General features: G+C 67.6%; 21 protein-coding genes. 8 read left to right on the plus strand and 13 right to left on the minus strand.

All coding sequences use genetic code 11. From position 1 onward, the window contains the following. Positions 1-218 precede the first annotated feature (218 nt). Entirely contained in the window at positions 219-2594 is a 2376-nt protein-coding gene (locus tag U5760_RS29540) for a UvrD-helicase domain-containing protein (protein WP_322015855.1), read from the plus strand. A gap of 76 nt (positions 2595-2670) precedes the next feature. Next, a complete protein-coding gene (locus U5760_RS29545; RefSeq protein WP_322015856.1) occupies positions 2671-3447 on the plus strand; it encodes a 5'-methylthioadenosine/adenosylhomocysteine nucleosidase in 777 nt (258 codons plus the stop codon). 27 nt (positions 3448-3474) lie between these two features. Here the strand turns inward: U5760_RS29545 and U5760_RS29550 are convergent, their stop codons facing one another. From U5760_RS29550 to U5760_RS29570, 5 genes are all read right to left on the minus strand, one after another. After that, positions 3475-5373, minus strand: coding sequence for a propionate--CoA ligase (locus U5760_RS29550; RefSeq protein WP_322015857.1), 1899 nt, complete (start codon positions 5371-5373; stop codon positions 3475-3477). A gap of 151 nt (positions 5374-5524) precedes the next feature. Continuing rightward, on the minus strand, positions 5525-6388 hold the full coding sequence (locus U5760_RS29555) for an HlyD family secretion protein (RefSeq protein WP_322015858.1): 864 nt from the start codon (positions 6386-6388) through the stop codon (positions 5525-5527). A 64-nt stretch (positions 6389-6452) separates the two neighbouring features. Then, positions 6453-6653, minus strand: a complete 201-nt coding sequence (locus tag U5760_RS29560; RefSeq protein WP_322015859.1) for a DUF1656 domain-containing protein — start codon at positions 6651-6653, stop codon at positions 6453-6455. After that, complete coding sequence (locus U5760_RS29565; protein WP_322015860.1) at positions 6643-8889, minus strand: FUSC family protein; 2247 nt, start codon at positions 8887-8889, stop codon at positions 6643-6645. Before U5760_RS29565 ends, U5760_RS29560 begins: the two co-directional genes overlap by 11 nt. 11 nt (positions 8890-8900) lie before the next feature. Next, on the minus strand, positions 8901-10505 hold the full coding sequence (locus U5760_RS29570; RefSeq protein WP_322015861.1) for an efflux transporter outer membrane subunit: 1605 nt from the start codon (positions 10503-10505) through the stop codon (positions 8901-8903). A 156-nt stretch (positions 10506-10661) separates the two neighbouring features. On the opposite strand from U5760_RS29570, the gene U5760_RS29575 reads away from it, so the two are divergent. Together U5760_RS29575 and U5760_RS29580 are read left to right on the plus strand one after the other, a co-directional pair. Then, entirely contained in the window at positions 10662-11603 is a 942-nt protein-coding gene (locus tag U5760_RS29575) for a LysR family transcriptional regulator (protein ID WP_322015862.1), read from the plus strand. A gap of 157 nt (positions 11604-11760) precedes the next feature. Next, positions 11761-11925, plus strand: a complete 165-nt coding sequence (locus tag U5760_RS29580; protein WP_322015863.1) for a hypothetical protein — start codon at positions 11761-11763, stop codon at positions 11923-11925. Between the two features lie 43 nt (positions 11926-11968). Here U5760_RS29580 and U5760_RS29585 read toward each other — a convergent pair whose 3' ends face one another. The 4 genes from U5760_RS29585 to wrbA form a co-directional block, all read right to left on the minus strand. Then, positions 11969-12790, minus strand: a complete 822-nt coding sequence (locus U5760_RS29585) for a metallophosphoesterase (RefSeq protein ID WP_322015864.1) — start codon at positions 12788-12790, stop codon at positions 11969-11971. 32 nt (positions 12791-12822) lie between these two features. Beyond that, entirely contained in the window at positions 12823-14271 is a 1449-nt protein-coding gene (locus U5760_RS29590) for an FAD-binding oxidoreductase (protein ID WP_322015865.1), read from the minus strand. A 162-nt stretch (positions 14272-14433) separates the two neighbouring features. Further along, on the minus strand, positions 14434-14838 hold the full coding sequence (locus tag U5760_RS29595; RefSeq protein ID WP_322015866.1) for a DUF2069 domain-containing protein: 405 nt from the start codon (positions 14836-14838) through the stop codon (positions 14434-14436). Beyond that, the gene (wrbA, locus tag U5760_RS29600; RefSeq protein WP_322015867.1) at positions 14835-15437 is read right to left on the minus strand and encodes an NAD(P)H:quinone oxidoreductase; all 603 of its coding nucleotides are present in this window, start codon (positions 15435-15437) and stop codon (positions 14835-14837) included. Before wrbA ends, U5760_RS29595 begins: the two co-directional genes overlap by 4 nt. Before the next feature lie 136 nt (positions 15438-15573). Here wrbA and U5760_RS29605 point away from each other — a divergent pair, with 136 nt between their 5' ends. Beyond that, positions 15574-16890, plus strand: a complete 1317-nt coding sequence (locus U5760_RS29605) for a YihY family inner membrane protein (protein WP_322015868.1) — start codon at positions 15574-15576, stop codon at positions 16888-16890. 59 nt (positions 16891-16949) lie between these two features. Here U5760_RS29605 and U5760_RS29610 read toward each other — a convergent pair whose 3' ends face one another. The 3 genes from U5760_RS29610 to U5760_RS29620 all read right to left on the minus strand — a co-directional run bounded on the left by U5760_RS29610 (position 16950) and on the right by U5760_RS29620 (position 19574). Then, complete coding sequence (locus U5760_RS29610) at positions 16950-17270, minus strand: Mpo1-like protein (protein WP_322015869.1); 321 nt, start codon at positions 17268-17270, stop codon at positions 16950-16952. Between the two features lie 163 nt (positions 17271-17433). Continuing rightward, positions 17434-18252 carry an alpha/beta hydrolase gene (locus U5760_RS29615; protein ID WP_322015870.1) on the minus strand — a complete coding sequence of 273 codons (819 nt, stop codon included), beginning with the start codon at positions 18250-18252 and terminating at the stop codon, positions 17434-17436. Then, positions 18249-19574, minus strand: coding sequence for an O-acetylhomoserine aminocarboxypropyltransferase (locus tag U5760_RS29620; protein ID WP_322015871.1), 1326 nt, complete (start codon positions 19572-19574; stop codon positions 18249-18251). The genes U5760_RS29615 and U5760_RS29620 overlap by 4 nt, the downstream gene beginning before the upstream one ends. A 327-nt stretch (positions 19575-19901) precedes the next feature. Here U5760_RS29620 and U5760_RS29625 point away from each other — a divergent pair, with 327 nt between their 5' ends. From U5760_RS29625 to aroC, 3 genes are all read left to right on the plus strand, one after another. After that, positions 19902-20357 carry a CBS domain-containing protein gene (locus U5760_RS29625; RefSeq protein WP_322015872.1) on the plus strand — a complete coding sequence of 152 codons (456 nt, stop codon included), beginning with the start codon at positions 19902-19904 and terminating at the stop codon, positions 20355-20357. 100 nt (positions 20358-20457) lie between these two features. Then, entirely contained in the window at positions 20458-22461 is a 2004-nt protein-coding gene (locus U5760_RS29630) for an MFS transporter (protein ID WP_322015873.1), read from the plus strand. A gap of 79 nt (positions 22462-22540) precedes the next feature. After that, a complete protein-coding gene (gene aroC, locus U5760_RS29635; protein ID WP_322015874.1) occupies positions 22541-23641 on the plus strand; it encodes a chorismate synthase in 1101 nt (366 codons plus the stop codon). A 121-nt stretch (positions 23642-23762) separates the two neighbouring features. Here the strand turns inward: aroC and U5760_RS29640 are convergent. Beyond that, positions 23763-24459, minus strand: a 697-nt coding sequence (locus tag U5760_RS29640; RefSeq protein ID WP_322015554.1) for an electron transfer flavoprotein-ubiquinone oxidoreductase, incomplete at its 5' end; no start/stop codon positions are given.

Genomic DNA, 24459 nt, shown 5'->3' on the forward strand with positions numbered 1-24459 from the left:
CGCCAGCAGAGGGGCAGGGCCGGCCGGGCGGCGGATTTTCGCGCCTGCGCCGCAGGCGCGTTGTGCCCGAAGCCGTGGGCGCCTCGCGTCTGGGGCCGGCGGCAGATTGTCTCCGGCCGCGGGCGGCAGGGCGGTGAGGGGCGACTTATAATGACGGTCGGTCCCGCACCGGCGCGCCTTGCTGCGCGCATCTTGCCTCCCTGATACCTGCGCACCCCATGCCCGACCTGCTCGCGAACCTGAACCCCGAACAACACGCCGCCGTCACGTTGCCGAACGAACCGGCGCTCATTCTGGCCGGGGCCGGCAGCGGCAAGACGCGCGTGCTGATCACGCGCATCGCGTGGCTGATCCAGCAGGGCCTCGCCTCGCCGATGACGATCCTCGCCGTGACCTTCACGAACAAGGCCGCGCGCGAAATGGTGGGGCGCCTGCAGGCGCTCCTGCCCATCGACACGCGCGGCATGTGGATCGGCACCTTCCACGGCCTGTGCAACCGCATGCTGCGCGCGCATTACCGCGACGCGGGCTTGCCGCAGACCTTCCAGATTCTCGACACGGCCGACCAGCTTTCGGCGCTCAAGCGGCTGATGAAGGGCCTGAACGTCGACGACGAGAAGTATCCGCCGAAGAACCTGCAGTACTTCATCAACAACGCGAAGGAGCAGGGCCTGCGGCCGAAGGACGTGGACGTGACCGACGACTTCAACCGCAAGTTCGTCGAACTCTACGAGGCCTACGACCAGCAATGCCAGCGCGAGGGCGTGGTCGATTTCGCGGAGCTGCTGCTGCGCTGCTATGAGCTGCTCGCGCACAATCTGCCGCTGCGCGCGCACTATCAGGCGCGCTTTCGCGACATCCTCGTCGACGAGTTCCAGGACACCAACAAGCTGCAGTACGCCTGGCTCAAGCTGCTGGCGGGCGCGAACAACGCGATCTTCGCCGTGGGCGACGACGACCAGTCGATCTACGCGTTCCGCGGCGCGAACGTGGGCAACATGCGCGACTTCGAGAACGAGTTCCGCGTGAAGCACATGATCAAGCTCGAGCAGAACTACCGCTCGCACGGCCATATTCTCGATGCGGCCAACCATCTGATCGCGCACAACTCGCGCCGCCTCGGCAAGAACCTGCGCACCGACGCGGGCCACGGCGAGCCGGTGCGCGTCTACGAAGCCGCCACCGATTCGCAGGAGGCGGGCTGGATCATCGAGGAGATTCGCGCGCTCATCAATCAGGGCCTCGCGCGCAACGAGATCGCGGTGCTCTATCGCAGCAACGCGCAGTCGCGCACCATCGAGCACACGCTCGTGAATGCGGGCGTGCCGTACAAGGTGTATGGCGGCCTGCGCTTCTTCGAGCGCCAGGAAGTGAAGCACGCGCTCGCGTATCTGCGCCTCATCGACAACCCGAACGACGACACCGCTCTCGCGCGCGTCGTGAACTTCCCGACGCGCGGCATCGGCGCGCGCTCGATCGAGCAACTGGCCGACGCGGCGCGTCTTTACAACTGCTCGATGGCGGCCGCGATTCCCTACGTGACGGGCAAGGCCGGTTCGAGCCTCGCGTCGTTCGCGAACCTGGTCGCGAAGATGCGCGCGGAAACGGCGCAGCTGAGCCTGCCCGAGACGGTGGAGTACACGGTGCGCATGAGCGGTCTCGCCGACTTCTACCAGAACGAGCGCGAAGGCCAGGACCGGCTCGAGAACTTGCAGGAACTCGTCAACGCGGCCACGGCGTTCGTGAGCGAGGAGGGTTATGGCCTCGACACGCCCGCACGTTCGATTCCGCTGCGCCGGGGCGCCTCGGCCGCGTTGGAGATCGTCTCCGACGACGGCGAAGTGCAGGTGCTCGACGCGCCCGCGATCACGGACCCGGCGCAGAATCCCGATGTGATGACGCCGCTGGCGGGTTTCCTCTCGCACGCGTCGCTCGAGGCGGGCGACAACCAGGCGCAGGCGGGTCAGGACGCCGTGCAGCTCATGACGGTGCATGCCGCCAAGGGTCTCGAATTCACGGCGGTGTTCATCACCGGGCTCGAAGAGGGCCTGTTCCCGCACGAGAACAGCGCGATGGAGGCCGACGGCCTCGAGGAAGAGCGGCGTCTGATGTACGTGGCGATCACGCGCGCGAAGGAGCGGCTCTATCTGTCGTTCGCGCAGAGCCGCCTGTTGCATGGCCAGACGCGTTACAACGTGCGCTCGCGCTTTTTCGACGAACTGCCGCAGGAAACGCTCAAGTGGCTCACGCCGAAGGTCGAGGCGGGCGCGCGCTGGGGCGGCCGCTCCGATAACGCGGGCTGGGGCCGCGACTGGTTCGCGCGCTCGGGCTCGGGCGGCGAGGGCGGCAGGAGTTCGGGCGGGCGCGACGCCTATGTTCCCGACACGGCGCCGCTGCCGTCGTTCGCGAACGAGCAGCGGGCCGCCGACGCGGGCTTTCGCGTGGGGCAGCAGGTATTCCACACGAAGTTCGGCGAGGGCACGGTCACGGCGCTCGAAGGCAGCGGCGCCGATGCGAAGGCCCAGGTGCGCTTCAAGCGCCACGGCGAAAAGTGGCTGGCGCTCGCGGTGGCCAAGCTGCAAGCGGTGGAGTGAGCGCGGCCTTCGCAGCGTTCGCAGTTTTTGTGTTCTTTGAAACCTGCTTCTGCAACCTTCACGGAAAAATCGAACGATGAATCCTACGCGTGCGCTCGGCGTGCTCGCCGCGCTGCCTGAGGAACTGGGCGACCTGCTCGCGACGATGCGCGCCGAATCCGGCGTCGTCACCCGCACTTTGGGTCAGCGCGACTATCACGTGGGTACCGTGCACGGCGTGCCGTGCGTCGTGACGCTTGCGCGCATCGGCAAAGTAGCGGCGGCCGCCACGGCGAGCGCGCTGATCCATGCATTCGACGTGAAGGCGCTCGTGTTCACCGGCGTGGCGGGCGGTGTCGGGCCGGCGGTGCGGGTGGGCGACATCGTGGTGGGCGAGACGCTGCTTCAGCACGATATGAATGCCGAGCCGCTCTTTCCCCGCTTCGAGATTCCTCTGCTCGACCGCGCGCGCTTCGACGCCGACCCGGCGCTTTCCGTGGCGCTCGCCGACGCCTGCGAGCGGTTCGTCGCGGAAGAAGGCGCGGCGCTGGCCGGGCGTTTTCAGACCGGGCATCTGCCGGGCGTGCATCGCGGTCTCGTGATCAGCGGCGATCAGTTCGTGGCGAGCGCGCAGGCCGTGGGTGCCTTGCGCGCCGCGCTGCCGGACGCCCTGGCCGTGGAGATGGAGGGCGCGGCCATCGCCCAGGTGTGTCACGAATACGGCTTGCCGTGCGCCGTGGTGCGCACCATTTCCGATACCGCCGACGAACACGCAAGCACGTCGTTCACTACCTTCCTTACCGATATCGCCGGCACGTATTCGAGCGGCGTGCTCAAGCGTTTTCTCGCCGCTTACGCCGCGGCGGCGCGTTAAGCCGTTAATCCACTAAGCCGCTGTCCGCTAAGCCGCTCCGGCCACCGCGTCGCGCACTTGCTGGAGCGCCGACGGATCCTCGATCGTCGGCAGATCGCCCGGGTCGCGCCCTTCGGCGAGCGCTGCAATCGCGCGCCGCAGCAGCTTGCCCGAGCGCGTTTTCGGCAGGAGCCCGACGAAATGCACGCGCGCCGGCCGCGCGATTGCGCCGAGCTGGCGGTCCACGGTCGCGGCAATCGCCGCTTCGAGCGTCTGTGCTGCCTGCGGATCGGCGGCGGCCCCCGCGTCGCGCAGCACGACGAACGCCAGCGCGGCCTGGCCCTTCACCGCGTCGTTGACGCCCACCACGGCCACTTCCGCGACCGCCGCATGCGAGGAGATCGCCTCTTCGATCTCGCGCGTGCCGAGCCGGTGGCCCGCGACGTTGATGACGTCGTCGGTGCGGCCGAGGATCGTCACGTAGCCGTCGGCGTCCTGCACGCCCCAGTCGAAGGTCGAATACACCGTGTGGCCCGGCACGCTCTCCCAGTAGGTTTTCACGAAGCGCGCGTCGTCGCCCCACACGGTTTGCATGCAGCCCGGCGGCAGCGGGTAGCCGAGCGTGATCACGCCTTTTTCACCCGCCGCGCACAGCTCGCCCGTCTGTTCGTTGCGCAGCTTCAGGTCGTAGCCGTACACCGGCACGCCGGGCGAGCCGAGCTTCTGCGGCAGCGCTTCCACGCCGTGCTGGATCGCGAGCATCGGCCAGCCGGTTTCGGTCTGCCAGTAGTTGTCGACCACGGGCTTGGCGAGCGCCTCTGAGATCCACGTGGCCGTGGGTTCGTCGAGCGGCTCGCCCGCGAGGAACAGCGTGCGCAGGCTGGACAGATCGGCCGAGCGCAGCAGCGCCGGGTCCTGCTTCTTGAGCACGCGGATCGCGGTCGGCGCGGTGAACATCAGGTTGATGCGCCACTGTTCGACGAGGCGCCACCAGATGCCGCCGTCGGGCCGGATGGGCGTGCCCTCGTACATCACGGTCGTCATGCCCGCGAGGAGCGGCGCATAGATGATGTAGCTGTGGCCCACCACCCAGCCGATATCCGAGGCCGTAAACATCGTGTCGCCCGCGCGGCCTTCGAAGATGTATTCCATCGAGGCGGCGAGCGCCACGGCGTAGCCGCCCACGTCGCGCTGCACGCCCTTGGGCTTGCCGGTCGTGCCCGAGGTGTAGAGGATGTACGAGGGCTCGTTCGATTCGAGCCACACGCAGGGCACGTGCGCTTCGTAGTGCTGCTCGCGCAGCGGCTCGTAATCGACGATGTAGGGCGCTTTCAGGCGGGCGGGCGCGAGTTGCCGGTCGATCAGCAGCACGTGCGGCGGCGCGTGCCGGGCACGCGCCATCGCTTCGTCCACGAGCGGCGCGTAGTCGATCACCTTGCCGCCGCGCGCGCCGGCGTCGGCGGCGACGATCAGTGCCGGCTTCGCATCGTCGATGCGTGCTGCGAGCGATGGCGCCGCGAAGCCGCCGAACACCACCGAATGGATCGCGCCGAGCCGCGCGCAGGCGAGCATCGCGAACACGGCCTCGGGAATCATCGGCAGATAGATCAGCACGCGCGCGCCACGCGTGACGCCCAGCGACTGCATCACGGCGGCCATGCGGTTCACTTCGGCATGGAGGTCGGCGTAGGTGTAGCGGCGTTCGATGCCGGTTTCGGTCGAGACATAGACGAGCGCGTTCTGCGCGGCACGCGAGGCGAGATGGCGGTCCACCGCGTTGAAGCACAGGTTCGTGCGACCGCCGCAGAACCAGCGCGCGAACGGCGGGTTCGAGCGGTAGAGCACGGTGTCGAACGGTGTTTCCCAGTGGATGCGTGCGGCCTCGCGGCGCCAGAAGTCCTCGGGGTGGTCGATCGATGCGCGGTGAAAGTCGCGGTAACGGCTCATGAAGACGTTCCTCCCTGGCAGCCGGCCGCGTGGGGCCGGATCCCGCAGCATAGTGCAGCGCAATGGACGCGGACAACGCGGGTTCTCCATGATGCCGCGCTTTGCGCCACGGCTGCGCGCCGTCGTCTTGCCGGGGAGGCGTGCGGGCCGCTCAGGCCCCGGGCTTCACGACCACCGTGCAGGTCGTGCCGGCGGAGAGGATCATGTCGTCGGGCACCTTGTCGATATGGATGCGCACCGGCACGCGCTGCGCGAGGCGCACCCAGTTGAAGGTGGGGTTCACATCGGCGAGGAGCTCGCGGCTTTGCGGATTGTCGCGGTCGTAGATGCCGCGCGAAATGCTTTCCACGTGGCCCTCCAGCGTGCCGCCGCTCATCAGCTTGATCTCGGCCTTGTCGCCGACCTTCACGCGCGGCAGCCTGGTTTCCTCGAAGTAGCCGTAGACCCAGAACGAATGGCTGTCCACCACGGCGAGCTTCGCCTGGCCGCTGGTCGCGTAGTCGCCCTTGAACACCTGCAGGTTGGTCACGTAGCCGTCCACGGGCGAGATCACGCGCGTGCGTTCGAGGTTGAGCTTCGCGGCGTCGAGCGCGGCGAGTGCCTGTTCGTACTGCGCCTCGGCCGAGTTCGCGGTGTGCGAGGCGTTTTCGCGGCTCTCCTGCGAGACGACGAGGCTGTCCATGTCGGCGCGGCGCTTCGCGTCGTCGAGGCGCATGGTGAGCTCGGCCTTGCGCGCGGCCACGGCGGCCTGTGCCTGCTCCACGGCGATCTGGTAGTGCGACGGATCGATCTGCATGAGCAGGTCGCCCTTGTGCACGAACTGGTTGTCCTGCACGGGCAGCTCGACCACGGCGCCCGAGACGTCGGGGGCGATGTTGACCACGTCGGCGCGCACGCGGCCGTCGCGCGTCCACGGCTCGTCCATGTAGTGGACCCAGAGCACGCGCCCGGCCGCGATGGCGACGACGAAGATGAGGGCCGTGGCGATGAAGCCAATGATGTTTCGGAGTGTCATGATTCTTCGAATCCGGTTCAACGGTTCAACGATAGCGAGCGGTATCCGTCGGTATCGGGCGATATCAACGATAAACAGCGAGTCCGAGCGCGCAGCTCACGATCACGAGCAGGCTCACGCGGAAGAGCGAGGGGTGCCACACCACGCGGTACAGGCCCGTGCGGGCGAGCAGCGAGTCGAGCACCCAGGTGATCGCGGCGCCCAGAATGAAGAGCAGCACGATCGCGGGAATGTAGGCGTCGAGCAACGCGACGTCACGAGGCATGGTGAGCTCCTGGAGTGCCGGGCGCGGCGCCCGGGTGCGTGCCCTCGGGGGCCGCAAACGCCGCATACGCCGCGAGCGGCGACTGCGGGTCGATGAGCGCGGTGCGGATGAAATGCAGATGGCTCAGGATGCGCTGGAGCTGGTGGCGTTCTTCGCGCGGCGCGTCGAACCGCAGCGCGCCCTGGGCCGCTTCGATGGCGGTGCCCGTCGCCGCGAGCGCGGCGGCGTAGCGCCGCGAGGCCGGTCGGTCGAACAGGGCGCTCACGGACTTGAGCGCGGCGTCGATCGTTTGGCGCCACGCCGCGCCCTTCGCGTAGCGCGGCTGCGCGGGCAGCGCGGCGAGTTCGTGGCGCAGGTCGATGGCCGCATTGCCGACTTCGAGCGTGGCGAAGAGCCAGCGCAGCGTGTCGCGGCGCAAGTCCTGATCGTTGCCGGCCAGCGCGCTCAGCTGGAACACGAGGTCGCGCGCGCCGCTCTCGAAGCGGTTGCGCAAGCCCGCGAGGCGCGCGCGGCACGCCTGCACGGCGGCGCCGCGCAGCTCGATGAGCAGCAGCGTGCGCAGCCACTTCGCGGAGGTCGGCAGGAACACCGCGAACGCCGCCGCCGTGACGATCATCGACATCGCGAGCGCGAGCGCGTCGTTCATGTAGCTGTCGGGGTTGTACTGCATGACGTTGTCGGGGCCGGCGAGGAAGCACAGGAAAATGCAGTAGCCCATGCCGTAGCCCGCGTACTGCGGCCGCGTCGTGAGGAACACGCCGAACGCGAGCGCGGGCGTGAGCGCGACACACAGCATCGGAAAACCGTCGATGTGCGGAAACACGCCGAACACGAGGATCATGCCCACGAGCGACGCGAGGATCGTGCCGACCGCCATCTGGCTCGACATGCGCGCGGGCTGCGGCGAGGACGAAGCCAGCGCGCAGGTGGCCGCCGCGGTCAGCACGAGGGTTGTGCCGCTCGGCCACGCCGTCGCGATCCAGAAGGCGCCGAGCAGCCCCATGACGATCGCCGCGCGCAGCCCCGAGACGCCTGCGGCAATCCAGCTCGTCTTCGGCACGTAGCGCGCGATCCACTTTTCGCGCGCGTGCGTATCGACGGCAAGCGAGGCGTAGGTGGCCGTGTACTCGTGCATCTCGTGGACGAAGCGGTAGAAGAGCTCCGTGGCCGTGTCGAAGTCGAGCAGGTTCGCGGCGCCTTCGGTTTCGCCGGCTTGCGCGAGCTGCGCTTCGAGTTCCGCGCGGGTGTCGCGCACGCGTTTGGGCAGCGTCGCGCGGTAGGCGTCGAGCTGGCTCGCCACGTGCGCCGCGTCGGCGGCCGTGAGCACCGGCTCGCCGGCCTTGGCGAAGAGCGGCGCGATCTCGCGGAAGTACGGTTCGAGCGCATCGACTGTGGCCGAGGCGCCGTCGTGGCGCAGCCGGTTCATCAACTGGTGCAGCGCGTGAAAGCGCGTCGAGGCGCTCATGAACTCGGTGTTCAGGCGCGCGATGCGCGCCGAGCGCATGCGGGCGTCGGGCGTTTCGAACACGGCCGTGCTGCGGCTCGCTTCCAGCCCGACGACGTCGGCCACGAAGCGCGCATTGGTCGATTCGATCTGCGAACGATCGACGTTTCCGGCCAGCGATGCCGAGATGTAATCGACGAACGACGAGAAGCGCCGCCGCACGCTCGCGCGCAGCAACTCGCCCGTGTACTGCGGAAACACCACGGCGCTCACGAAGCCCGACGCCAGAATGCCGATCGAGATCTCGCACACGCGCGTCATGGCCGACATGAACGCGCCGTCCGGATGCTGCGAGGCCGGGATGCCGATCAGCGCGGCCGTGTAGCCCGCGAGCACGAAGCCGTACGAGCGGAAGTTGCGGTTGCGCGCCGCGCCCGCGGTGCAGATGCCGACCCACAGCGCCGTGGAGGCGATGAAGAGTTCGGGCTGCTGCGCGAACAGGCCGATCAGCGCGAGCATCACGACGAGGCCCACGAGCGTGCCGCAGAGCCGGTAGAAGCTCTTCGCGAACACCGGGCCGCTTTGCGGCTGCATGACGATGAAGACCGTGGTCATGGCCGTGCGCGGCTGCGGCAGGTCGAGCTTCATGGCCACGCCGAGCGCGAGGAGCGCCGCGGCGATCGCCTTGAACAGATAGATCCAGACGAGGCCGTCCGTGCGCGCCCATTCGGCGAGCGCCGTGAACAGGCGGCGCTCGCTGCCCGGCTGCGTGGGAGAGGAGGACGCTTGCATGGCCGCGTGCCTTAGTCGAGCGCCGGGGCCGCGCGGTCCGCGGGCTGTGCGGTTGCGCCGGTCGCGGAGCGCGGTGCGAGCAGCGCGGCGGGCGCGAGCGGCACCTCGCGGGTCTTCTTGCCGTGCGCGGGCAGTTGCTCGGCATCGGTCGGCATCGCGACGGCAGGATCCGCCGCCGCGTCGATCACGCCGCCGCCGAGCGCGGCCGCGAGCGTCGCCTGGGCGGTGAGGCGCGCGGCCTGGATGCGCGCGACGCCTTCCTGCGCACGCAGCAACTGCGTCTGCGCGATCAGCACGTTCACGTAGTCGGTGAGGCCGCGCCGATAACCTTCCTCGGACAAGTCGAAGTTGCGCTGGGCCACCGCCACCGAGCGGTGCGCATCGTCCTCCTGGGTCGCGAGCGAGCGCATGCGCACGACTTCGTCGGCGATTTCCTTGAGCGCGGTGACGATCGTCTGGTTGTACTGATCGACGGCGATGTCGTAGGCCGCCGACTGCGCGCCGAGCTGCGAGCGCAGGCGGCCGCCGTCGAAGATCGGCAGCGAGAGCGCGGGGCCCGCGTTATAGCTGCCGCTCATCGACTTGAGAAACTGGAAGAGCGGTCCCGCAGCCGCGTAACCGCCCATCGAAACGAGCAGATTCACGTTCGGATAGAAGTCGGCCCTGGCCACGTCGATGCCGCGCGCCTGCGCGGCCACGGTCCAGCGCGCGGCGACGATATCCGGGCGATGGCCGATCAGCTCGGCGGGCAGCGCCGAGGGCAGGCCGGCCGGGCTCGCGAGCGAGAGCGCGGGCCGCGTGATCGCTTCGCCGGCGCCCGGGCCCTGGCCCGCGAGCGCCGCGAGCTGGTTCTTGCCGAGCGCGATGGCCTCTTCGAGCGCGTCGATCTGGCGCTCGTACTCGGGCAGCGGCGTTTGCGCCTGGCTCACGTCGAGCTGCGTGCCGATGCCGCCCGCCAGGCGCCGCTGGGCGAGCGCGAGCACCTTCTGCTGTTCGGCGAGCGTCTGTTTCGCGATGTCGAGCAGCGCGTAGTTCATCGAAAGCTCGATATACGCACGCGTGACGTTCGCTTCGAGTTCGAGTTGCGCGGCGCGTTCGTCCGCGGCGCTGGCGTGCGCGAGGTCGAGCGCGCGCCCGGCGGTGTTCTTGTCCTGGCCCCAGAGATCGAGGTGATACGAAAGGCCGAGCGCGGCCGTGTTGTTCCAGGTGTTGGCGCCGGCGAGCGGCCCCGGGCCGTAATACACGTTGTCGGACCAGTGCTGGCGCTGGACCGACAGGTTGCCGTTCACCTGCGGCAGCAGCCCGGCCTCGGCCACGCCCGCCATCGAGCGCGCTTCGCGCACGCGCGCCTGCGCGGCCGCGAGCGACGGATTGCCCGAGATCGACGCCTCGATCCACGCATCGAGTTGCGGATCGTTGTAGCTTTTCCACCAGTCGCTGGCGGGCCACCGGGCGTCGGTATTGGCCGCGCGGATGGCCGATCCGGCATCGAGTTGCGCGGCGTCGGCCGGCTTGTCCTGCGGGGCGACGCCTCCGGTACTGGCGCAGCCCGCGATTATCAACGAGAACGTAAGAACCGTGAGCGCAGCGAGTCCTTTCGGTACCGGAGACTGCACGATTTACTCCTTTTCCTGGCTATAGATTAATGTCAGGCATTATATTTTTCGATCGATTCCTGAATAACCGGTAAGGATGCAAGGGATTCTTACGGGTTCTGTGATAATCGATCTTGCAAAATATGTAACAATGCCTCCGACATCACGAGGAAGGCTATGGATACGCTCCAAAACATGCGGGTATTTGTGCGGGTGGTCGAAGCGGGGAGCTTCACGGGCGCCGCGCAGCACCTGAATACGACGACGGCTTACGCTTCGCGCGCCGTGTCGGATCTGGAGGCGCATCTGCGCACGCGGCTGTTGAACCGCACGACGCGCCGCATCGCGCTGACCGAGGCCGGCGAGCGCTATCTGCAGCGCTGCGAGCAGATCCTCGCGTATGTGGACCAGGCGGAAGCCGAGGCCGGCGACGCGCACGCGCGGCCCTCGGGCAAGCTCAAGGTCTATTCGATGACGAGCTTCGGCCAGCACTACGTGGTGCCGGCGGTGGGGCGGTATCAGCAGCTCTATCCGGAGGTGAGCGTCGAGCTCACGCTCGCGGCCCAGCGCATGCCGGATCTGCTCGACGAAGGCTACGACATGGCGCTCATGCTCGCGACCGATCTGCCCGACTCGGGTTTCGTCTCGCAGCGCATTGCGAGTACGTTCAGCATCGCCTGCGCGTCGCCCGCCTATCTGGAGCGGCGCGGCGTGCCGCAAAAGCCGACGGATCTCGGGGGGCACGTGTGCCTGCAGATGGTCACGCCGGTGTTTCCCACGGCGCAATGGCGCTTTAACGGGCCGGAAGGCGAGCAGCACATCGACCTCGGTTCGACGACGTTCCAGGTGAACGTGGCGGAGGCGCTCGCGGTGGCGATCCGCGAAGGCATGGGGATCGGCCTCCTGCCGCTCTATTCGGCCATCAGCGGGCTGCGCAGCGGCGAGCTCGTGTGGATCCTGCCCGAATACCGCTCGCAGGAAATGAATCTCTACGCGATGTATCCCTCGCGCCAGTATCTCGACGCGAAGATCCGCACGTGGATCGAGTTGCTGCGCGAGACCTTGCCCGCTACGCTCGCCACCGATCAGGCTGAACTGCGCAAGTTCGCGCGCACCTGAGGGCAGGGCGCCGTGGCGGGCTTGCCGCGGCGGCGTGTGACAGGCTGTTACACCTGCGGCGGATCGCAACACTTCCTTACGCCTCGGCGTGCGGCGCTTTGCTAACGTAGCGAAACCCTTTTGCTAACGTTCAATTCGCCAGACCCCGAGGACTTCCATGGATACGCATCTGATGATCGGCATTGCCGTGATGATGGGCCTGATCGGCATCGCGGCATCGCGCGATCTGCTGCGCATGCGCCGCGCGCAGCTTCAGCCGGCGTCGCTGCGCGTGCAGCGCGATAATGGCGCCGCCGGGCGTGCGCGCGGCGGGCTGCACTGAGCTTTGTTCTGATTTTGATGGAGGACGCGGTTTTACAGGCGCCTCATTCCCCGATCTCCACCACCTTGTCCCACGCAAACGCCGTATTCTCCGGCACACCGGTACGCCGGTCGCGGTAGCCGCGCGGATTGCATACCACGCGCGCGCCGTTGACGGTGTAATCGAAGCTCGTATGCGTGTGCCCATGCAGCCAGAGCGCGACCGGCGGCCGCACGAGCGTATCCAGATCGCTCACGAAGCCCGCCGAGACCGGATCGTTCGCATAACGCGCCGCGAGGCTCAGCCGGTGCGGCGCGTGGTGCGTGACGACGATCGTCTTGCCCGCGAAGGGTTTCGCCAGTTCCGTCTTCAACCATGCCAGCGCTTGCGCGTGCAGCGCGAGCGAGTCTTGCGGCGTGAAGTCCCGCGCGAGCGCGGCGGGACTATCGGGCCACGACACCTGGATCAGGCCGCGAAAATCGAGCATCACGCGCTCCGCGGCGGCGATGGCATTCGCGCGTGCGGCGTCGTTGGCATCGTCGGCGCCGAAGAGCGCGAAGTCCGTCCATAGCGTCGTGCCCAGCACGCGCCAGCGTCCCGCTGCGTCGCTCACGGTCGCGTTGTTGAGGAAGTGCACGTTGTCGAGCGTGGACGCTGCGTCGTGCATCGCGGCTTCGAGTGCGCCGAACTCGCCGTCGTAGTACTCGTGATTGCCCGGCACGTAGACCACCGGCACCTGCGGATCGAACGTTTCCGCCGCCCAGCGCAGGCCGAGCGCGTGATTGTGGATGTCGCCCGCGAGCACGACGAGATCGGCGTTGGCGTGCGGGATCGTCTGAGGCTCGTCGTTTTCCAGATGCAGGTCGGACAGCACGCGGATTTTCACGCTGGGGTCTCCTGTCGATCCCGGTGGGCGCGTCAGCGCAGCACCTTGCCCGGATTCATCACATTCAGCGGATCGAGCGCGGCTTTGATCGCGTGCATCAGCTTGAGCTCGACGGCGCTCTTGTAGTGGGCCGCTTCGTCCACCTTCAATTGCCCGATGCCGTGCTCCGCGCTGATCGTGCCGCGATGGCGATGCACGCTGTCGTACACGATACGGTTCAAGGTTGGCTCGTTATCTGCGAGGAAACGTTTCGGGTCGCCGCCCTCGGGCGCCTGCACGTTGTAGTGCAGATTGCCGTCGCCCAGATGGCCGAAGGTCACCATGCGCGCACCCGGCACGGTACGGGCGATTTCGGCGTCGGTTTCCTCGATGAAGTGGCCGATGCGCGAGATCGGCACGCCGATATCGTGCTTCACGTTCAACCCTTCCTGCGCCTGCGCGAGCGGAATGTGCTCGCGGATATTCCAGAACGCCTGCGACTGCGCGAGGTTTTCGGCCACCACGGCGTCTTCCACCAGTCCTTCGTCGAGCGCCGCTTCCATGAGACGCTCGAAGAGCGCGCGCGCGTGTGCTTCGCTCTCGTTGTCCGAGAGTTCGAGCAGCACGACTTGCGCGTGACGCGTCTGGAACGGATAGCGCAGCTGCGGGAAATGCCGGCCGACGAGCTGCATGCAGAAGTCCGACATCAGTTCGAAGCCGGTGAGGAGCGGTCCTGCATAGCGCTGCGCGAGCGCGAGGAAATCGAGCGCAGCATGCGCCGAGCCGAGCGCCGCAAGCGCGGTGACGCGCGCGGCCGGCTGCGGATGCAGTTTCATGACCGCGGCCGTGATCACGCCGAGCGTGCCCTCCGCGCCGATGAAGAGGTCGCGCAGGTCGTAACCCGTATTGTCCTTGCGCAGTCCGCGCAGCCCGTCCCAGACTTCGCCTTGCGGCGTGACGACTTCGAGGCCGAGGCAGAGCTCGCGCGTGTTGCCGTAGCGCAGGACGGCGGTGCCGCCCGCGTTGGTCGAGAGATTGCCGCCGATGGTGCAGCTGCCCTCGGCCGCGAGCGAGAGCGGGAAGAGACGCCCCGCTTCGGCGGCGCGCGCCTGGACTTCGGCGAGGATCACGCCGGCTTCCACCGTGATCGTGTTGTTGTGCGCATCGATTTCGCGCACGCGGTTCAGGCGGCGCAGACTCAGCACGGCTTGTTCGCCCGAAGCGTCGGGCGTCGCGCCGCCGGCGAGGCCGGTGTTGCCGCCTTGCGGCACGAGCGCGACGCGGTGGGCGTGCGCGAGCTTCACGATGGCGGCCACCTCGGCGGTGTCGGCCGGGCAGAGCACGGCGCGCGCGGCACCCTGGTAGCGCTTGCGCCAGTCGGCCGTATAAGCAGCGGTGTCGTGCGCATCGGTGAGCACGTGCTGCGTGCCGATGGCTTCGGCGCAGGCGGCGAGGAAGGCGGCGTGGGTATCGGGAAGGGTATCGGGTTGGGCCTGGCTCATGATCATTGGGGGCGGTCCGCGGGCGCGGGGCGGCGCGCGAGTCGCGGGCCCGGCAACACTCGGTTGGGCAGAGGGATCAGTGTGACACGGTGTGCTGGCAAGCGGGGCGCCGGCGGGCAGGCGGGTGCCATGCCGATGCGTTTTGAGGCGCTGTGGATCGCTTCAGGCCGCTTCGCGTTTTGCACGCCGCGCCGCACGCTTGAACGGCGCGACATAGGCGAGCGCGCAGGCAAAAAAACCGAGCGCGAGGGCGACTTCGATCCAGCCCAGCCGGTTTTCCGGCGCCGGATCGCTCATGCCGCGCACGATGCCTTCGGCGAAATACAGCAGCACGAGCATCGACGCCCATTGCAGCGTATAGATGCGGCGACGCAGCACGCCCGGCAGTGCGATCGCGAGCGGCAGCGCCTTGAGCACGAGCGCACTGCCGCCGGGCCGCAGCGGCGCGAGCCGCCATTCCCAGGCGAGGCAGAAGAGCGCGAGCGCGGCGAGCGTGACGAAGGCGCCGAGCGCGGCGGCGCGATTGCCGGTGACAGGCTGCGGCGCAGCCGGCCGGGGCGCGTTCACGGCCGCCCGGTCAGCGCGAGTGCCGTGCGCGCGAGCCGCGCGCCCAGCGCGAACGCCAGCGCCTTTTCTTCGGCGACGAGGCCATGGCCGCGGCCGTCCGCGCGCGCGTGATGCGAGGCGCCGTAGGGCGTGCCGCCGCCTTGTGTCGTGGTGAGCGCGGTTTCGGTATAGGGGATGCCCACGAGCAGCATGCCGTGATGCAGGAGCGGCAGCATCATCGAGAGCAGGGTGCTTTCCTGGCCGCCGTGCAGGCTGCCCGTGGAGGTGAACACGCAGGCGGGCTTGCCCGCGAGCGCGCCCGAGAGCCACTGCGGCGTGGTGCCGTCGAGAAAGTATTTGAGCGGCGCGGCCATGTTGCCGAAGCGCGTGGGCGAGCCGAGCGCGAGGCCCGCGCATTCTTCGAGGTCGCGCGGCTCGGCGTAGGGCGGGCCGTCGTCGGGAATATCGGGCTGGGTGGCCTCGCAGACGGTCGAGACCGCCGGCACGGTGCGCACGCGTGCCTCGGCGCCGGGGACGCTGTCGATGCCCTGGGCAATGGCGCGCGCGAGTTCGAGCGTCGCGCCGTGCCGGCTGTAATAGAGCACAAGAATGGGTTTCATCGGGCCTCGTCGGTGGACGGGATATTATAGGGGTTGGGTCGGCCGCGCCTGCGGGTTCACGCGGCGCATCGCTTCACGCTGTGTTTGACACTGTGTTTGACGTTTTTTCCGACGTTTTTTTGAGGTAGGCAGGCTGATGGACGTGTTGTCGAGGGTTCGTTTCGATCTGGATGGGGTCAGGCGTCTTGCGCGCTTCGCCGCGAGGCGCAGCCGCGAAGACCGCATCCCGCAGGTCGCGGGCAGTCTCACGTTCACTACGATGCTCTCGCTCGTGCCGCTCGCGACAGTGGCGTTCGCACTCTTCACCGCCTTTCCGATCTTCGCTTCGTTCCAGAATTCGCTGCAGGGCTTTCTCGCCGATCACCTGATGCCGGCGCAGATCAACAGCCAGATCTTCAAGTATCTGAACCAGTTCGCGTCGAAGGCCAAGGGTCTCACGACGATGGGCATGATCGTGCTGTTCGTCACCTCGGTGATGACGATGATGACCGTCGAATCCTCGTTCAACGTGATCTGGCGCGTGCGCAAGCCGCGCCCCTTCGCGCAGCGCGTGCTGGTGTACTGGGCGATCCTTACGCTCGGGCCGATCCTGATCGGCGTGAGCCTGTCGATCTCGTCGTACTTGTTTACGCGCTCGCTCGCGCTCGCCACGGAGCAGCATGTTTCGATGGTGTTCGACTGGGCGCTGGCGGGCGCCACGCTGCCGCTCACCGCGCTCGCGTTCACGATGCTCTACGTGTACCTGCCGAACTGCCGCGTGCAATGGCGCGACGCCGTGGTGGGCGGGATTGCCGCGGCGATTGCCTTCGAGCTGGCCAAGCGCGGCTTTGGCTACTACGTGCGGCGCATTCCTACCTATACCGCCGTGTACGGCGCGTTTGCGGCGGCGCCGATGTTCCTGCTGTGGATGTATCTGAGCTGGATCATCACGCTCGTGGGCGCGATGATCACCTCGGCGTTGCCGGAGATCCGCACGGGGCGCTTCGACCGGCCGCGTTTTCCGGGCAGCGACCTGCTCGATGCGCTCGAACTGCTCGCGCGGCTGGCCGAGGCGCGCGAGGCGGGGCAGCCCGGTTTGACGGCGGAAGAGCTGGCGCAGATGCTCAGGCGCGATCTCGCGACCGTCACGCGCCTCACGAACGACATGGAAGACGATGAGCTGGTCGCGCGCCTCGAAAACGACGGCGTGAAGCCGCGTTTTTTGCTGGTTGCGAATCCGGCGCGGATCACGGTGGCGAACCTGTTCGGACGCTTCGTGATCGACCGCAAGGAGCTTGCGTATCAGTTGCAGCTGAAGTCGAGCGGGCTCGATGCGGATACGCTGCTCAACGCGCTCGACAACGACAAGCTTTCGGTCTCGCTGGCCACGCTGCTGGCCGCGCGGCGCGCCCATGCGGCCGCCGCCGAGGAAGCCGGGCACTCGCACGCGCCGTTACCGCATCTGCCGGCGTGAGGCCCGGGATGCGGGAAAGGGCGGCGGCCCGTTGAAGGCTCGCGCGGCCAGAGCGAAATCTAGAGCGAAATCTTCCCGCGGCAAATATCGGAGAACATCACCCAGTCGCCCATCAGGCTATAGAGGGGATGGCGGAACGTGGCGGGCCGGTTCTTTTCAAACGCGAAATGGCCGATCCAGGCGAACCCATAGCCGCAGACGATGGCCGCCGGCAGCCAGAGCCAGTCGCCGGTGGCAATGGCCATGGCGATACAGCCGATCACGCCCAGCGACCCGATGAAATGCAGCCGCCGCGACGTGCGGTTCGCATGCTCGCTCAGGTAGAACGGGTAGAACTCCGCGAAGTTCGCGAAGTGCTCGGTGTGGGTGGTATGGTTCATTGTCTCCCCCTTTTTGCGCGCCCATGCGCAGTAGACAGCTTCGCGCGCTGTCCGGACGCCTTGCGCGGGTCCGTGGACAACCCCATTCTCCGGCGATCCTCGAGGCGGCGCAACCGGGGCGCGCGGCGCCGCTGAAGGGGGGCTCGCCGCCTCGGCAGCGGCGCTAGCGCTCTTTGGCGAATGCGTACAGCGCGTCGAGCGTCGCGTCCGGCTGTTCGGTCATCAGCGCGTGGCCGGCCTCGAGCGTCACCGTATCCACCCGCACCCCCGCTGCGCCCAGCGCGTCGGCGATCGCGCGGGCGGCGCGCGGCGGCGTCATCGCATCGCGCTGGCCCACCACGAGCCGCACGGAGCAGCGTACCTTCGCCGCGCTCGCGAGGCCGTCCGTGTAGTCGTTGCACGCCGCGAAATCGGTGTGGAAAAGCTGCGGGGCGCCGCGCGCCGAAACCCGCTCCATGAGCCGCTGGTTCGTGCCGCGCAGCCAGAAGCCGGGCCCGGGGCTCGACGGCTTGGCCGCGAGCGTCGAATGTGACCACTGGTTCACCATCGCGATCGCTTCCGGTTCGCGTTCCCGCGCGGCTTCGAGCAGCGCCGGCGAGACCGCCATCGGGAAAGCCGTGGCAAGCAGCGCGATGCGCCGCGCGCGCGCCGGATGGCGCGCCGCGAATTCGAGTGCGACAAGCGAGCCCATGCTGTGTCCGGCGACGAAGGCCTCTTGCACGTGCAGCGCGTCGAGGAGCGCGGCGAGCCAGTCGGCCAGCGCGCCGATGCTCGCGAGCGCGGGGCCCGCGCTGCGCATGTGGCCGGGCAGATCGACGGCGAGCACGCTGAAGCCGTGGTGCGCGAAGTAGCGCGACTGCAGGCCCCACACGCTGTGATCGTGCTCCGCGCCGTGCACGAATACGGCGACGGGAAGCGCCGGATCGAACGGCCGGCCGCCGGTATAGGCGTAGGCCGCCTTGCCTTGCACCTCGACGATCATGACGCCTCCTTGCCGGCTGCCTTTTGACCGGGGGCGAAGGCCTTCTGCGACGCCTTCAGGGCGCGCTTGAGATCGTCGATGAGATCGTCGGGATCTTCGAGGCCGATCGACAGCCGGATCGTCCCTTCCGCGATGCCGGCGGCGGCGAGCGCAGCCGCGTCCATGCGGAAATGCGTGGTGGAGGCGGGGTGGATCACGAGCGAGCGCGCGTCGCCCACGTTCGCGAGATGCGAGAACAGCGTGAGCGACTCGATGAAACGCTTGCCGGCCTCGCGGCCGCCCTTGAGGTTGAAGCTGAACACGGCGCCGGCGCCGCGCGGCAGGAGGCGTTTGGCGAGCGCGTGATCGGGATGGTCGGGCAGTTCGGGATAGGCGACCGACTCCACGGCTTCGTTGGCCACCAGATATGCCACCACGCGCCGCGTATTCGCGATATGCCGCTCCATGCGCAGCGGCAGTGTTTCGATGCCTTGCAGCAACTGCCAGGCGGCCTGCGGATGCAGGCACGCGCCGAAGTCGCGCAGGCCTTCGCGGCGCGCACGCAGCAGGAAGGGCGCCACGGTGCTCTCTTCGGCGAAAACCATGCCGTGAAAGCCCGCGTAAGGTTCCGTGAATTCGGGAAAGCGCCCCGACGCCTCGAAGTCGAACGTGCCGCCGTCCACAAGCACGCCGCCGATGGTCGTGCCGTGGCCGCCCAGGAATTTGGTCGCCGAGTGATAGACGAAGTCCGCACCGTGATCGAACGGGCGCAGCAGCCAGGGCGTCGTAAAGGTCGAATCGACGAGGAGCGGCACCTTGTGGTCGTGCGCGATCTGCGCGACGGCGGCGATATCGAGCACGTCGAGCCCCGGATTGCCGAGCGTTTCGCCGAACAGAAGGCGCGTGTTGGGCCGCAGCGCGGCGCGCCAGGCGTCGAGGTCGCCCGGCTTCACGAAGGTCGTTTCGATGCCGAAGCGCTGCAGCGTGTAGTGCAGCAGGTTGTGCGAGCCGCCGTAGAGCGCCGCCGAGGCGACGATATGCGAGCCCGCGCCCATCAGCGTCGCGACGGCCAGATGCAGCGCCGCCTGGCCGCTCGCGGTGCCGATCGCACCCGCGCCGCCCTCGAGCGCCGCGACGCGCTCTTCGAAGACGGCCACCGTGGGGTTCGAGATGCGCGAATAGACGTGGCCGGCGCGCTCCATGTTGAAGAGGGCGGCGGCGTGGTCGGTGTCGCGGAAGCTGAACGAGGTGGTCTGGTAGATCGGTGTCGCGCGGGCGCCGGTGGCGGGGTCGGGGGCCGCGCCGGCGTGCAGCGCGAGCGTGTCGAATCGGGTGTCTGGCATGGTGGCGGCGGCGCCGGTGCCGAACCGGCGTCATGTCTGGAGTGCGGCAATCGTATAACAGCGCCTGCCGCCCGCGAAAGCGCCCGCGCGCCCGGCCGCCCGATCCGGCCCGACAGGAGAGCGGCGCCCGGCGCCCTGCGAGGGCGTTTTTCGTGCCGGATGGCCGTGCCGCGCGGCTTTTCGGCCCGCGGCGGGACTTGATCCCTACTTTCCCTGGTTGCGCTCCCCGGGTTGCTTTCTTTTTGGTGCCCTTTCCGCTAGGATCGAAAACAGGTAGGCATCTTTCCAGCATCTCCCCTATATATGCGGTATTTCAGGAGACACATCATGCGCGTGAGCGACATTCTCAAGGTCAAGGGCAACGTGCTCTTCACCGTCACGCCCGACACGGCACTGCAGGACGCCGTCAATACCATGGCCGAACACGACATCGGCTCGCTCGTCGTGATGGAATACGGCGACCTCGCCGGCATGCTGACGTTTCGCGAAGTCATTCTGACGCTGCGCAAGAACGGCGGCAGCGTCGGCACCTCGACGATCCGCAAGGTCATGGACGACCACCCCATCACCTGCACGCCCGAAACCGACGTCAACGAAGTGCGCCGCATGATGCTCGAGCATCACGTGCGTTATCTGCCGGTGATGGAGAGCCGCGCGCTGATGGGCGTGATCTCGTTCTACGACGTCGCGAAGGCCGTGGTGGAAGCGCAGGGTTTCGAAAACCGCTTGCTGAAGGCCTATATTCGCGACTGGCCCGAAGAGGACCGTCAGCCGGCGCGTTGAGCCGTCCGTCTTCCAGCATGAGAAAGCGCGCTACAGGCGCGCTTTTTCGCGTCTGGCTTCGCCGTTTTTTCGCGCTGTCTGCCCGATTTCATTTCTCTCGATGAACGATCGCCCGATCCCCGCCGTAGAAGACGCTTCGCGCGAACATGACGGCCACGCTCCGCATTCGCAGTTCGCGCTGCTGCGCGAGCGCCGCTTCGCGCCGTTTTTCTGGACGCAATTTCTCGGCGCGATGAACGACAACGTGTTCAAGATCGGCTTCACGTCGCTCGTCACGTACCAGGCCGCGCGGTTTTCCGGCGTCGATCCGAAGACCGTTGCGTTTCTTATCTCGGCGATCTTCATCGCGCCGTTCGTGCTTTTTTCCGCCACCTCGGGCCAGGTCGCCGACAAGTACGACAAGGCCACGCTCATGCGCTGGGTCAAGACCTTCGAGATCGCGGTGATGCTGATCGGCGCCACGGGTTTCTGGCTGCACAGCGTGATGCTGCTCTATGCCTGCACGTTCCTCATGGGCGTGCACTCGACCGTGTTCGGACCGGTCAAGTACGCTTATCTGCCGCAGAAACTGCGCGCCGATGAACTCGTCGGCGGCAACGGGCTCGTGGAGATGGGCACTTTCGTTGCGATTCTCGTGGGGACGATATTGGGCGGCGTTGCGGCCGGCCTCGGCGCGACCGATACCGCTGCCGCTGGCGTCGCGCTGAATGGCGTCGCGCAGAATGGTGGCGCCCCGGCCGGAGCCGTGTGGCTGGGCGGCATCTGCATTACCGTGGCGCTCGTCGGGCGCGTGGCTTCGACGTTCGTGCCGCCTTGCGCGCCTTCGCAGCCGGGCCTCGCCATCAACTGGAATCCGTTTTCCGAAACCTGGCGCAACCTGCGCCTCGCCCGCGGCAACCGCACGGTATTTCTGAGTCTGCTCGGCATCTCGTGGCTCTGGTTCGTGGGCGCGACCTTCCTCGCCTCGTTCTTCAACTTCGCGAAGGACGTGCTGTCCGCCGATCCCGACGTCGTCACCGTGCTGCTCGCCATGTTCTCGCTCGGCATCGGCATCGGCTCGCTGCTGTGCGAGCGGCTCTCGCGGCGGCGCATCGAGATCGGGCTCGTGCCGCTCGGCTCGATCGGCATGAGCGTGTTCGGCATCGACCTGTTCTTTGCCAGCCATGCCGTGCCCGCCGCTTCGCATCTGCTCACGGTCGGCGAGTTCCTGCGCGTGGGCGAGCACTGGCGCGTGCTGGCCGACCTGTTCCTGCTCGCGATGTTCGGCGGCTTCTACAGTGTGCCGCTTTATGCGCTGATCCAGAGCCGCAGCGAGCCGAGCCATCGCGCGCGCATCATCGCCGCGAACAACATTCTCAACTCGTTCTTCATGATCGTCTCCGCGCTGATGGCCATGGCGCTCAGCAAGGCGGGCGTGGGCATTCCGGGCATCTTCCTCACGACCGCGCTGCTCAACATCGTGGTGGCGGGCTACATCTATGCGCTCGTGCCGGAGTTCCTGCTGCGCTTTCTCGCCTGGGTGCTCGTGCGCACCGTGTACCGGATCAAACTGCTGAACGTCGGGCGCATTCCGTCCGAAGGGCCGGCCGTGCTGGTCTGCAATCACGTGAGTTATGTCGATGCGATCGTCATCATGGCCGAAAGCCCCAGGCCGATCCGCTTCGTGATGGATTACCGCATCTTCCGGCATCCGCTCTTCGGCTGGGTGTTTCGTCACGCGAAGGCGATTCCCATCGCTCCCGCGCACGAAGACCCCGCCATGCTCGATGCGGCCTACGACGCCTGTGCCGCGGCGCTGGCCGAGGGCGATCTCGTCTGCATCTTTCCGGAGGGCAAGCTCACGCGCACCGGCGACATCAATCCGTTTCGCCACGGCGTGACCGAGATCCTGCGGCGCTCGCCCGTGGCCGTCGTGCCGATGGCGCTGCGCGGGCTGTGGGGCAGCATGTTCTCGCGCGAAGCGGACTCGGAGCAGCCGCAGGACCGGCGACGCGGACTGACGAGCCGGCTGACGCTGGTCGTGGGCGAGCCGTTCGCGCCCGGCGAGGCGACGCTCGACGGGCTGCAGGCCGCCGTTGCCGCACTGCGCGGCACGCGGCGCTGAAGCGGGCCGGGGCTGCCGGGCGGCCCGCCGCATGGACTGGCATAATAGAGGATTACCCGATTCACTTTGGACGACCGCCATGTCCGGCAACACGCTCGGTACGCTTTTCACCGTCACCACCTTCGGCGAATCCCACGGGCCGGCCATCGGCTGCGTCATCGACGGCTGTCCGCCCGGCATGGCGCTCACGGAAGCCGACATCCAGCACGATCTGGACCGCCGTCGTCCCGGCACGTCGCGCCACGTCACGCAACGCCAGGAAGAGGACAAGGTCGAGATCCTCTCGGGCGTGTTCGAAGGCACGACCACCGGCACGCCCATCGCGCTCCTGATCCGCAACACCGACCAGCGCAGCAAGGACTACGGCAACATCGTCGAGACCTTCCGCCCGGGCCACGCCGACTACACCTACTGGCAGAAGTACGGCATCCGCGACTATCGCGGCGGCGGCCGCTCGTCGGCGCGCCTCACGGCGCCTACCGTCGCGGCCGGCGCCGTGGCGAAGAAGTGGCTGCGCGAGCGCTTTGGCGTGGAGGTGCGCGGTTACATGGCAGCGCTTGGCGAGATCGACGTGCCGTTCGTGGACTGGCAGCACGTGCCCGCTAACCCGTTCTTCGCGCCGAACGCTGAGATCGTGCCGCAACTCGAGGCCTACATGGACGCGTTGCGCAAGGACGGCGACTCGATCGGCGCGCGCATCAACGTGGTGGCGTCGGGCGTGCCCGTGGGCTGGGGCGAGCCGCTGTTCGACCGGCTCGACGCGGACATCGCGCACGCCATGATGGGCATCAACGCGGTGAAGGGCGTCGAGATCGGGGCGGGCTTTGCGAGCATCGCGCAGCGCGGTTCGGTGCACGGCGACGAACTCACGCCGAACGGCTTCCACGGCAACCACGCGGGCGGCGTGCTCGGCGGCATTTCGACGGGGCAGGACATCACGGTGTCGATCGCCATCAAGCCGACGTCGAGCATCCGCACGCCGCGCCGCTCGATCGACAAGGCCGGCACGCCGGCGACGGTCGAGACGTTTGGCCGCCACGATCCGTGCGTGGGCATCCGCGCGACCCCGATCGCCGAGGCCATGCTCGCGCTCGTGCTGATCGACCATGCGCTGCGCCATCGCGCGCAATGCGGCGACGTGGTGGTGGGCACGCCGAAGATTGCGGCCAGCGACAGCTGACCGGTCTGCGCGCAAGAGCCCGGCGTTCCCGGCAGCCAAATCGAGGGCGCAAGACGGTTGCGCGAGCAACAAAAGAAAAACCGCTTCGTTCGAAGCGGTTTTTTGTTTGTGCGTTCCTGGCTTACATGTTCGGATAGTTCGGTCCGCCGCCGCCTTCGGGCGTGACCCACACGATGTTCTGCGTCGGATCCTTGATATCGCAGGTCTTGCAGTGCACGCAGTTCTGCGCGTTGATCTGCAGCCGGTCGCTGCCGTCGTCGTTCTTCACGAACTCGTACACCGCCGCCGGGCAGAAGCGCCCCTCCGGACCCGCATAGGTGCGCAGGTTCACGTCCACCGGCACGCTCGCATCTTTCAGCGTCAGGTGCGCGGGCTGGTTCTCCTCGTGGTTCGTATTGGAAACGAACACCGAAGAGAGCCGGTCGAACGTGAGCTTGCCGTCGGGCTTCGGATATACGATCGGCTTGCACTGCGAAGCCGGCTTGAGCATCTCGTGGTCCTGGTGCTGGTGATGCAGCGTCCACGGCACGTTGCCCCTGAACAGCTTCTGCTCGATGCCCACCATCAGCGTGCCCAGCACCAGGCCCTTGCTCATCCACTGCTTGAAGTTGCGCGCCTTGTACAGCTCCTCGTGCAGCCACGAGTTCCTGAACCCTTCCGGGTAAGCCGTGAGTTCGTCCTGCTGGCGCCCCGCCTGCACCGCTTCGAAGGCCGCATCGGCGGCCAGCATGCCGGTCTTGATCGCCGCGTGGCTGCCCTTGATGCGCGAGGCGTTCAGGAAACCCGCGTCGTCGCCCACCAGCGCGCCGCCCGGGAAC

Origin of the sequence: Paraburkholderia sp. J12 (assembly GCF_905220215.1) — a bacterium.
Classification (GTDB): Bacteria; Pseudomonadota; Gammaproteobacteria; order Burkholderiales; family Burkholderiaceae; genus Paraburkholderia.

Coding starts and splice junctions, on each gene's coding strand:
- U5760_RS29540 (WP_322015855.1), top strand. CDS start 219: ATGCCCGACCTGCTCGCGAACCTGAACCCCGAACAACACGCCGCCGTC.
- U5760_RS29545 (WP_322015856.1), top strand. CDS start 2,671: ATGAATCCTACGCGTGCGCTCGGCGTGCTCGCCGCGCTGCCTGAGGAA.
- U5760_RS29550 (WP_322015857.1), bottom strand. CDS start 5,373: ATGAGCCGTTACCGCGACTTTCACCGCGCATCGATCGACCACCCCGAG.
- U5760_RS29555 (WP_322015858.1), bottom strand. CDS start 6,388: ATGACACTCCGAAACATCATTGGCTTCATCGCCACGGCCCTCATCTTC.
- U5760_RS29560 (WP_322015859.1), bottom strand. CDS start 6,653: ATGCCTCGTGACGTCGCGTTGCTCGACGCCTACATTCCCGCGATCGTG.
- U5760_RS29565 (WP_322015860.1), bottom strand. CDS start 8,889: ATGCAAGCGTCCTCCTCTCCCACGCAGCCGGGCAGCGAGCGCCGCCTG.
- U5760_RS29575 (WP_322015862.1), top strand. CDS start 10,662: ATGGATACGCTCCAAAACATGCGGGTATTTGTGCGGGTGGTCGAAGCG.
- U5760_RS29580 (WP_322015863.1), top strand. CDS start 11,761: ATGGATACGCATCTGATGATCGGCATTGCCGTGATGATGGGCCTGATC.
- U5760_RS29590 (WP_322015865.1), bottom strand. CDS start 14,271: ATGAGCCAGGCCCAACCCGATACCCTTCCCGATACCCACGCCGCCTTC.
- wrbA (WP_322015867.1), bottom strand. CDS start 15,437: ATGAAACCCATTCTTGTGCTCTATTACAGCCGGCACGGCGCGACGCTC.
- U5760_RS29605 (WP_322015868.1), top strand. CDS start 15,574: ATGGACGTGTTGTCGAGGGTTCGTTTCGATCTGGATGGGGTCAGGCGT.
- U5760_RS29610 (WP_322015869.1), bottom strand. CDS start 17,270: ATGAACCATACCACCCACACCGAGCACTTCGCGAACTTCGCGGAGTTC.
- U5760_RS29615 (WP_322015870.1), bottom strand. CDS start 18,252: ATGATCGTCGAGGTGCAAGGCAAGGCGGCCTACGCCTATACCGGCGGC.
- U5760_RS29620 (WP_322015871.1), bottom strand. CDS start 19,574: ATGCCAGACACCCGATTCGACACGCTCGCGCTGCACGCCGGCGCGGCC.
- U5760_RS29625 (WP_322015872.1), top strand. CDS start 19,902: ATGCGCGTGAGCGACATTCTCAAGGTCAAGGGCAACGTGCTCTTCACC.
- U5760_RS29630 (WP_322015873.1), top strand. CDS start 20,458: ATGAACGATCGCCCGATCCCCGCCGTAGAAGACGCTTCGCGCGAACAT.
- aroC (WP_322015874.1), top strand. CDS start 22,541: ATGTCCGGCAACACGCTCGGTACGCTTTTCACCGTCACCACCTTCGGC.